Genomic DNA, 7,153 nt, shown 5'->3' on the forward strand with positions numbered 1-7,153 from the left:
CGGAATGAAATAGGCGTAGATCAGGGGGGGCGTGACCGTGAACAGCTTCCTGAGCGCCGGCAGTCCGCTGGCCCAGAACACGAGGGCAAGCACGCCGCTGAGGTATGCGAAGATCAGGTTTGGGTCGGACAGCAGCGCGCTCGGGACGTGGTCCTGCATTGGGGTGTGGGCGGGCGCGGGCTCATGGGGTGGATGCGCTGCCTCGCCGCTCAAGAGGTCTTGTCAGCGGAGAGGGCGGGATTCGAACCCGCGGTACACCTTTTGGGCGTACGGTCGCTTAGCAAGCGACTGCCTTCAGCCACTCGGCCACCTCTCCTGTTGGGTGCCGCGTCAACGCGCAGCTGGCGCCAAGGGGCGCCATATGTAGTGGTCGCAGCGAGGGGTGTCAATCGGGGCTCCTGCCACCGTGCCGCGCTCCACGAGCCGCGAGCGCACCCGTTTGCCGTTACGTAGCCACCGCAGGCGGTTCGCCCGCGCTCAGCCGATGTGACTAAGACGGTAGGCTGCGGCTTCGAAGAGCGGCACGAGCTCTGGAGCCAAGTCTTCGAACTCGACCGCGACACGATAGGGCCAGACCCCGTCGGGGTCCTCGGTGTTGTCTTCGATGCGCGTGATCCGTCCCTTCACCGTGCGCTCCTCGCCGCCATCCGGTGGCAAGTGGAAGCTGATCGAGATGGCCTCCCCGGGCTCGAGCTTTGCCGAAAGGGCTACGAGCATTCCGCCGGCGCTGACGTTGTGGCTTACCGCGAGGGCGTCCCGGAGCTGACCTGTACTGACCTTGACGGGAAACCAGATCCGGTAGCGGCCATGCCCACGGCGCTGCACCTGCTCAATGTATCGCAGCGGAGCGGCGGCTTCAAAATCAAAACCACGAAAAACCAAGCGTGGCATGCCAGCTCGCGCCGGCTCTCCGGCGACCAAAGCAGTCGCTCGGTCCCGATCCGGAGCGACATGTGCTGGTCGGCAACCATACCATGCTGCTCGCTGCGAGCTCGACACCGAAGCGCTTTCGCGCCTGCAGGGTAAGCCCCAACGAGAACGGAAACACAACGCCCCGCGTGATGAGACCACGCCCGTTTTCCACCACCGTGCTGAAGCGGCCGAGCGGGTGCACTCCCGTGAGCAGCCACACATTCGCGGTCCCCGCCTCCTTTGTCCCCGATGTGTGTCCACGCAGGTACAGCCCGACACTACCAGCGAAGGCCCGCGCCGTGCCCGCCTGGATCATGGGCTGGTTCCAGTAGGCGTCCGCACCGGCCGCGCCCGGGAAGTAGTTTCCCTGTGCCTGCAGCCCGAAGCTGACCCAACGCACGGGGCGGTAGCCAGCATAAAGGCTCATGTGCGGTCCGGGCTGGTAGGCCGGCAGGGCGCCCAGGTCGGGGGCAAACACGCCGACGATGCGATCGAACATGGAGCCGTAGCCAAGCCAGATTCCAAGCTCGGCGCCGACGGGATCGATCCAGAGATCCTCCTCGATGTGCTCTTCGATCTTGAGGCGCGCCCCCGGAATCTTCGGCTCCGGTGGCTGTGCTCTTGCGACGACCGGCTTGGGCTTGACGCAGTCCTCACCGGCGCGCATGAGGCCGCTCGGGCATGCGGGCACACCCGTGCAGCGCGAGGCGTCTTCGGACCAGATTTGGCCAGGCCAACAACAGTGCCCGCTTTGAAGCAGCTGTCCCGCTGCGCACGCCGCAGCTTGCTCTTGCTGGCCGCTCTCCTCGGGAACCGGTATGAGCGTTATGGTCTCGCGCGCCAAAGCGCCCGGGCCCACGTGCACCTGGCGATGAAACAGATGGTAGCCTTGCATGCGAGCCTCGATGACGACCGACCCGGCTTCGACCTTGACCGGCGCCCGCAGCGGCATGCGTCCCACGACGCGGCCGTTGATCGCGATGTCAGCGCCCGGCACGCCGCCGAGCAGCTCGATGGCGCCGACACGCTTTCGAACCAGCGCCAGGGACTTCTTCAGGGTTTCACGGTGACGCCGGATCCAGGGGTAGTCCTCGTTCTTCAGGGCGAGCTCCAGGTGCCATTCGGCGTCCACCCAGCGCCCGAGCGCCTGCTCGGCAAGTCCCATCTGCGCCACGATGCGCGGAGTCGCGTTGAGGCGCGCAGCCTGCTTGAAGAGCTCCAGCGCCTCGGCGTCGCGACCCTTGCGCCGCAGACCAATGCCTTGCTTGACATACATCTCGGCATCGGCGGCCTCGCGTCCGGCCGTGGCATCGGTCGTCTGGGCAGGTGCGCCGCTGGGCGTCACCACGGTCCAGCAGGCCGCCAGCGCGAGCGAGGCCCACAGCTGTGCTGCGCAGCCGCGTTCGCGGGGGGCCTGTGAAGGCACTCGGTAGGGGGCGGTAGGGGCACAGTATCGAGGAGCACGCATGGCCCCTCCGTCTACCCTAGTTGCTCGTGTCAGTCGAGACGCCATGCCGGCGGCGCTGCTGGTTGCGGGGCTGGGCTAGCAGCGCTCCATCCGCGCAACGTCGGGGGCGTATTCGCGGCCGTCGAGCACCACGACCGCGTGTTCGGGGGACAGCCAGCAGCGCGCTTGGCGCACGACGCATGGTGCCAGCGCACAGCCCCTTGCACCGCGCACAGGGCATTGTGGACCAAGACAAGAGCCTTCGGTCGGGGTCTTTGCACCTTCCGAGCACAGGTCGCCGATCGCTATCGCAGACACCTCGACCCCTCGAGCTAGAAGTTGGCGACCGATGGGGGTGGCCGGCAGCTGCGCATCAAGCTTGTCCCTCGGCCGATTCTGGGCCAGGGTGCGTGCCGAAAAACGTGCTCGGGCGATTACAACAGCTTTGCGTTGATCGATACCTCAGCATCGACCCCCGCAGCCTGGGTCTGTTTCGGGTGGTCTTGGCGCTCGTGCTTCTGCTCGACCTTGCGCGCCGCGCCGCGGTGCTTCCCCATTTCTACACGAACGCAGGGCTAGTACCGAACCACATGATCTTGTGGAGCCCGGCGCGCCCGCGCATATTTTCCTTCCTGTTCATGGCGTCGCATCAAGGCGAGGCCGTCCTGTGCTTCGTGCTAATCGCGCTGGTCTTTATGTGTCTACTGCTCGGGTTTAGGACCAAGCTCGTCCAGGTGCTCAGCCTGTTGTGCGTCGTGAGTCTCAATTCGCGCATCACCATCGGGGAAAACGGCGGCGACATGGCGCTGAACTCGCTGTGTATCTGGACGCTGTTCTTGCCCTTGGGCAGGAGGTTCTCGCTGGATGCGCTGTTCGCGTCGCTGGCTGCACGCCAGGAGCGCGAGCCGTCGCACCTCGAGCATTCCGGGGCACGCCGCGTGGAGGAGCGGCCCGTGGTGTCGCTCGCGGTGCTGGCCGTGTTGCTGCAGGTGTCGGCCGTCTATTTCTTTAACGTGGTGCACAAGAGCGGCAGCACCTGGATGGACGGTACGGCCGTTCACTACACGCTGCACCAGGACCGCATCGCCACCTGGTTTGGCGTGTGGCTGCGGGAGCGACTCACGCTTCAGGGCTCGCAGGCGCTGACCTACACCACGCTCGCCATCGAGGCTATGGCTCCTATCCTGATTCTGAGCCCCTTTTACACCGAATGGACCCGGCGCAGCGCGATCGTCTTGTTGACGGTCATGCATCTGGGCTTTGCGCTGTGCGTCGACGTGGGGATCTTTTCCTTTTCCATGCTCGCCTACTACCCGCTGCTCGTGTCGCGCGCGGATTGGCAGTGGCTCAAGAGCGCGATGCAGCGACTCGGCCGGGAACGAGTGGTCTATTTCGATGCGAGCTGCGGCTTGTGCTTTCAGACCGCACGGCTGCTCGTGCGTATGGACCGGCTGCGCTTGCTGCAGCTGTTGCCGAACGATCGGCTGCCTCTGTCCGAGCAAGCGGCCAGGGAGGTGACCGAGCGCAGCATCGTGGTGCAGGGCAAGGGCGGGCGCTGGCTAACGCGCTCGCGCGCGGTTTCCGAGCTGATGACGGCCTTGCCCTTGGGGTCGCTCGCGGCCTGGCCCCTGAAGATGCCGTTGGTACGCGAGCTCGCCGATTGGGCCTACGACCGAGTGGCGCGCAACCGCCGGGGTATTTCGGTGTGGTTCGGATGGGCGGCCTGTGGGTTGCCAAGCTCCAGCGAGCCCCGGCTGGCTGCCCGGGAACCCTCGCAACCCGCAAGCTTGCGACCCGCGAGCCAGTACTTGCACAGAGCAGGCCGCTGGACGAGCGAGGCGCTGGTGCTGCTATGGCTCGTGGTTGCCTTCGGTGAGCTGCAGCAGGCGAACCACGTGCCGGGCTGGATGCGCTATCGTCAGCCTGACTTCTTCCAGATGCTTGTAGACTACCCGCGCGCCTATCAACCGTGGGCGATGTTCGCTCCCGAGGCTCCCAAGAAGGACATGACCATCGTGGTCGACGCGGTCACGCAGGACGGCAGGCATGTGGACCCCTACAACGAGGTCGCGAGCCGGGTTCCCGTGCGGGTCGATGCAGTGGTTCCCGACCGGCTCGGGCAGGGCCAGTTCTGGACAGGCTACTCGCTGTTTATTCCTCGCAAGGACTATCGCAGCTACTACGGCGGACTGGACGGCTGGATACGCAGCTACCATGAACGTACCGGAAAACCCGGCGATCGCATCGTGCGCTACAAGGTCTACGAGCTGTGGGACACGAGCCCGCTTCCCGGAGAGACGGCACCGCACAGTCCCAAGGCGACCGTGTTTGCGTCCAGCGAGCGCTAGGCCCGAGGGCCCGCGGAAGAACGTGCGCGGCCGTGGTGAATAGCAACTTGGGTTTTCGGATAGAAGTTAGCCTGGATCGGAGGTTGTGTTGCGAAGCGTCCTGCCGGCGCCGGTTTCGTCGCGGGTCGATCGCGGGTCGATCGCCCGGGAGCTGATCGCGCTGGCCTCCCCGGCGATCGCGCAACAACTCCTGCATACCTTCGTGTTCTTGGCGGACCGCTTGATGCTGGGTCGCTTCAGCGCCGATGCGCTGGCTTCGATGCAGATCAGCGGCCCGGTCATGTGGTCGCTGTTCTCGATCGGTACCGCCTTCGCCGCGGGGACGATCGCGGTGATCGGTCGGGCCGTGGGTGCGCGCGACGCACAGCGCGCACGGCATGCGGTGCTCGCGGCTTTGTCGGTGGCGCTCGCGTTCGGGCTCACGGCCGGTGTTCTGGGTTGGGCTGCGCGTGCGTCGATCGCCCAGGTGCTGACGGGTGGAGACGAGGCGAGCGAAACGGTCAGGCAGGCCGCTCACACCTATCTGGGCATCGTTTTTCCCTGTCTCCCGTTTCAGTTCATCGCGTTCATCGGTACCTGCGCGTTGCAGGCCTCGGGCGACACCCGGACACCGGCAATCGTAGCGGCCTTGGTGCACGTGCTGAACGTGTTGGGCAACTGGGTGCTGATCTACGGTCACCTGGGTGCGCCCAGCCTGGGCGTGGCAGGTGCGGCAATGGCGACGGGCGCAGCGTTCGCGCTTCAGGCTGCTGCCATCGTGGCTGCGCTCATGCTGCGCCAGCATGCCGCCAAGCTGGTGATCACGCGCCCCACGCGAGGCCACGTGCAGGAGCTGGTCCGGGTGATGCGGGTGAGCCGAGCGGCATTTGCCGAGAAGGTGGTCTTCCACGCCGGCTTTCTCGCCTTCGTGGGGCTCATTGGGCGGCTGGGCGATGTGGCCATGGCGGCGAACCAGGCCACGATTGCGATCGAGTCGCTCGGCTTTCTCACGGCCGAGGGCTTCGGCATCGCCGGTGGGGCGCTGGTCGCCCAGCGCCTTGGTGCCCGGCAGCCGGAGCAGGCTGCGGCGGCCGGTTGGATTGCCGTGGGGCTGGGGGCGGCGTTGCTGTGCCTCGCCTCGGTGCTGTTTCTGTCTGCGCCTGAGTTTCTGGTGGGCCTTTTCGTGCAAGACAGGGCCGTGGTGGAGCTCGGCGCCAAGTGCCTGCTGATCGGCGCGGCGGCGCAACCCGCGATGGGGGCGGGCGCGACCCTTGCGGCCAACTTGCGGGCAGCCGGTGATACCCGCACGCCGCTGCTGGCGGCCCTGGTCGGGACGCTCGGGGTCCGAGTGGGTGCGACCTACTTCCTGGCGTTTGTGCTCGACCTCGGGCTCGTTGGCGTCTGGCTCGGAAGCACCTGCGATTGGTCCCTTCGGGCCCTGTGGCTGGCGCTCGTGTTTCGCGTCGGTCGCTGGCAGCGAATCGAAGTGTAAGCTTGCCTCGGCGTCAGGGCGATTTGATCGCGCTCGCGGTGATCTCAGGCATTGCGGCGAATCGAAGCGATCCGTCGAAGTGTAAGCTTGCCTCGGCGTCAGGGCTCGTGCGGGGTTGTGTCCAGGCGGCGACGGGGCGACACTTCGCGCAGTGGTCAACCGAGAGGCCAGCGCGCCTAACCACAGGAGAGCACCAATGAGAGGAAGACGTTCCGTATTCATCGCGTCCGGCCTGCTTCTAGGCTTGTGGGGGTGCAAGGATCCAGCGGCTGGAAAGCCCAAAGCCGAAGTATCCGAGCCAGCCCATGCCGAGGCTCCGGCACCGGCCGCCGAGCCGGCAGCGGCTGCCGCCGGAGCCGCCGAGATGGCCACCCTGGCCTTCTCGGGCGAAGACTCCAGCATCGCCTTCGTGGGATCCAAGGTCACGGGCAGCCACGATGGCAAGTTCCACAAATTCACGGGCACCATCGAGCTTCCCAAGGATGGGCCGCTGGAAAAGGGCCACGTCTCGCTCGAGATTCAGATGGCCTCGGTCGAGGCGGATGCAAAGAAGCTGACCGGGCACCTGCAAACCGGCGATTTCTTTCTTGTGGAGCAACACCCCACCGCGACCTTCCACTCGACCTCGGTGAAGAAGGCCGAAACCGACGGGGCGACCCACACGGTCACAGGCGATCTGACCTTGCGCGGCACCAAGAAGTCGATCACGTTTCCCGCGAAAATCAGCAAGGAGGGCGACGCGGTCAGCATCGCCGCCGAGTTCTCGATCAACCGCAAGGATTTCGGCATCGTCTACGCTGGCAAGCCCGACGATCTCATCCGCGACAACGTCCTGATCAAACTCGCCATCAAGGCGACGCCGAAGCCAAGCTAGTACCTCGCCACAGGAATCCTGATCGTTTGGCCCCAGCCCTGGCGCCCGCTGGCGGCGTTGGGACCTCCTCGAATATGCGCTGCATGTCCTTCGTCGGTCCG

At 65.8% G+C, this 7,153-nt stretch carries 6 protein-coding genes and 1 tRNA gene; 3 read left to right on the top strand and 4 right to left on the bottom strand.

Annotated features, from left to right (window positions below; all coding sequences use genetic code 11):
* The 4 genes from MJD61_12305 to MJD61_12320 all read right to left on the bottom strand — a co-directional run.
* Positions 1–213 (bottom strand): hypothetical protein (locus MJD61_12305; protein ID MCG8556051.1); only part of this gene is annotated, 213 nt, incomplete at its 3' end.
* Between the two features lie 13 nt (positions 214–226).
* Positions 227–316, bottom strand: a tRNA-Ser gene (locus MJD61_12310).
* A gap of 161 nt (positions 317–477) precedes the next feature.
* A complete protein-coding gene (locus tag MJD61_12315; protein ID MCG8556052.1) occupies positions 478–825 on the bottom strand; it encodes a PilZ domain-containing protein in 348 nt (115 codons plus the stop codon).
* Positions 826–862: 37 nt separating this feature from the next.
* Positions 863–2,380 carry a hypothetical protein gene (locus MJD61_12320; GenBank protein MCG8556053.1) on the bottom strand — a complete coding sequence of 506 codons (1,518 nt, stop codon included), beginning with the start codon at positions 2,378–2,380 and terminating at the stop codon, positions 863–865.
* Positions 2,381–2,769: 389 nt separating this feature from the next.
* Between MJD61_12320 and MJD61_12325 the strand changes: the two genes are divergently transcribed.
* The 3 genes from MJD61_12325 (at position 2,770) to MJD61_12335 (ending at position 7,052) form a co-directional block, all read left to right on the top strand.
* A complete protein-coding gene (locus tag MJD61_12325) occupies positions 2,770–4,707 on the top strand; it encodes a DCC1-like thiol-disulfide oxidoreductase family protein (GenBank protein MCG8556054.1) in 1,938 nt (645 codons plus the stop codon).
* An 88-nt stretch (positions 4,708–4,795) separates the two neighbouring features.
* Positions 4,796–6,178 (top strand): MATE family efflux transporter, encoded by a 1,383-nt coding sequence (locus MJD61_12330; protein MCG8556055.1) that lies wholly within the window; start codon positions 4,796–4,798, stop codon positions 6,176–6,178.
* A gap of 196 nt (positions 6,179–6,374) precedes the next feature.
* Complete coding sequence (locus MJD61_12335; GenBank protein ID MCG8556056.1) at positions 6,375–7,052, top strand: YceI family protein; 678 nt, start codon at positions 6,375–6,377, stop codon at positions 7,050–7,052.
* Positions 7,053–7,153 lie beyond the last annotated feature (101 nt).

The organism is Pseudomonadota bacterium (assembly GCA_022361155.1).
Classification (GTDB): Bacteria; Myxococcota_A; Polyangia; order Polyangiales; family JAKSBK01; genus JAKSBK01.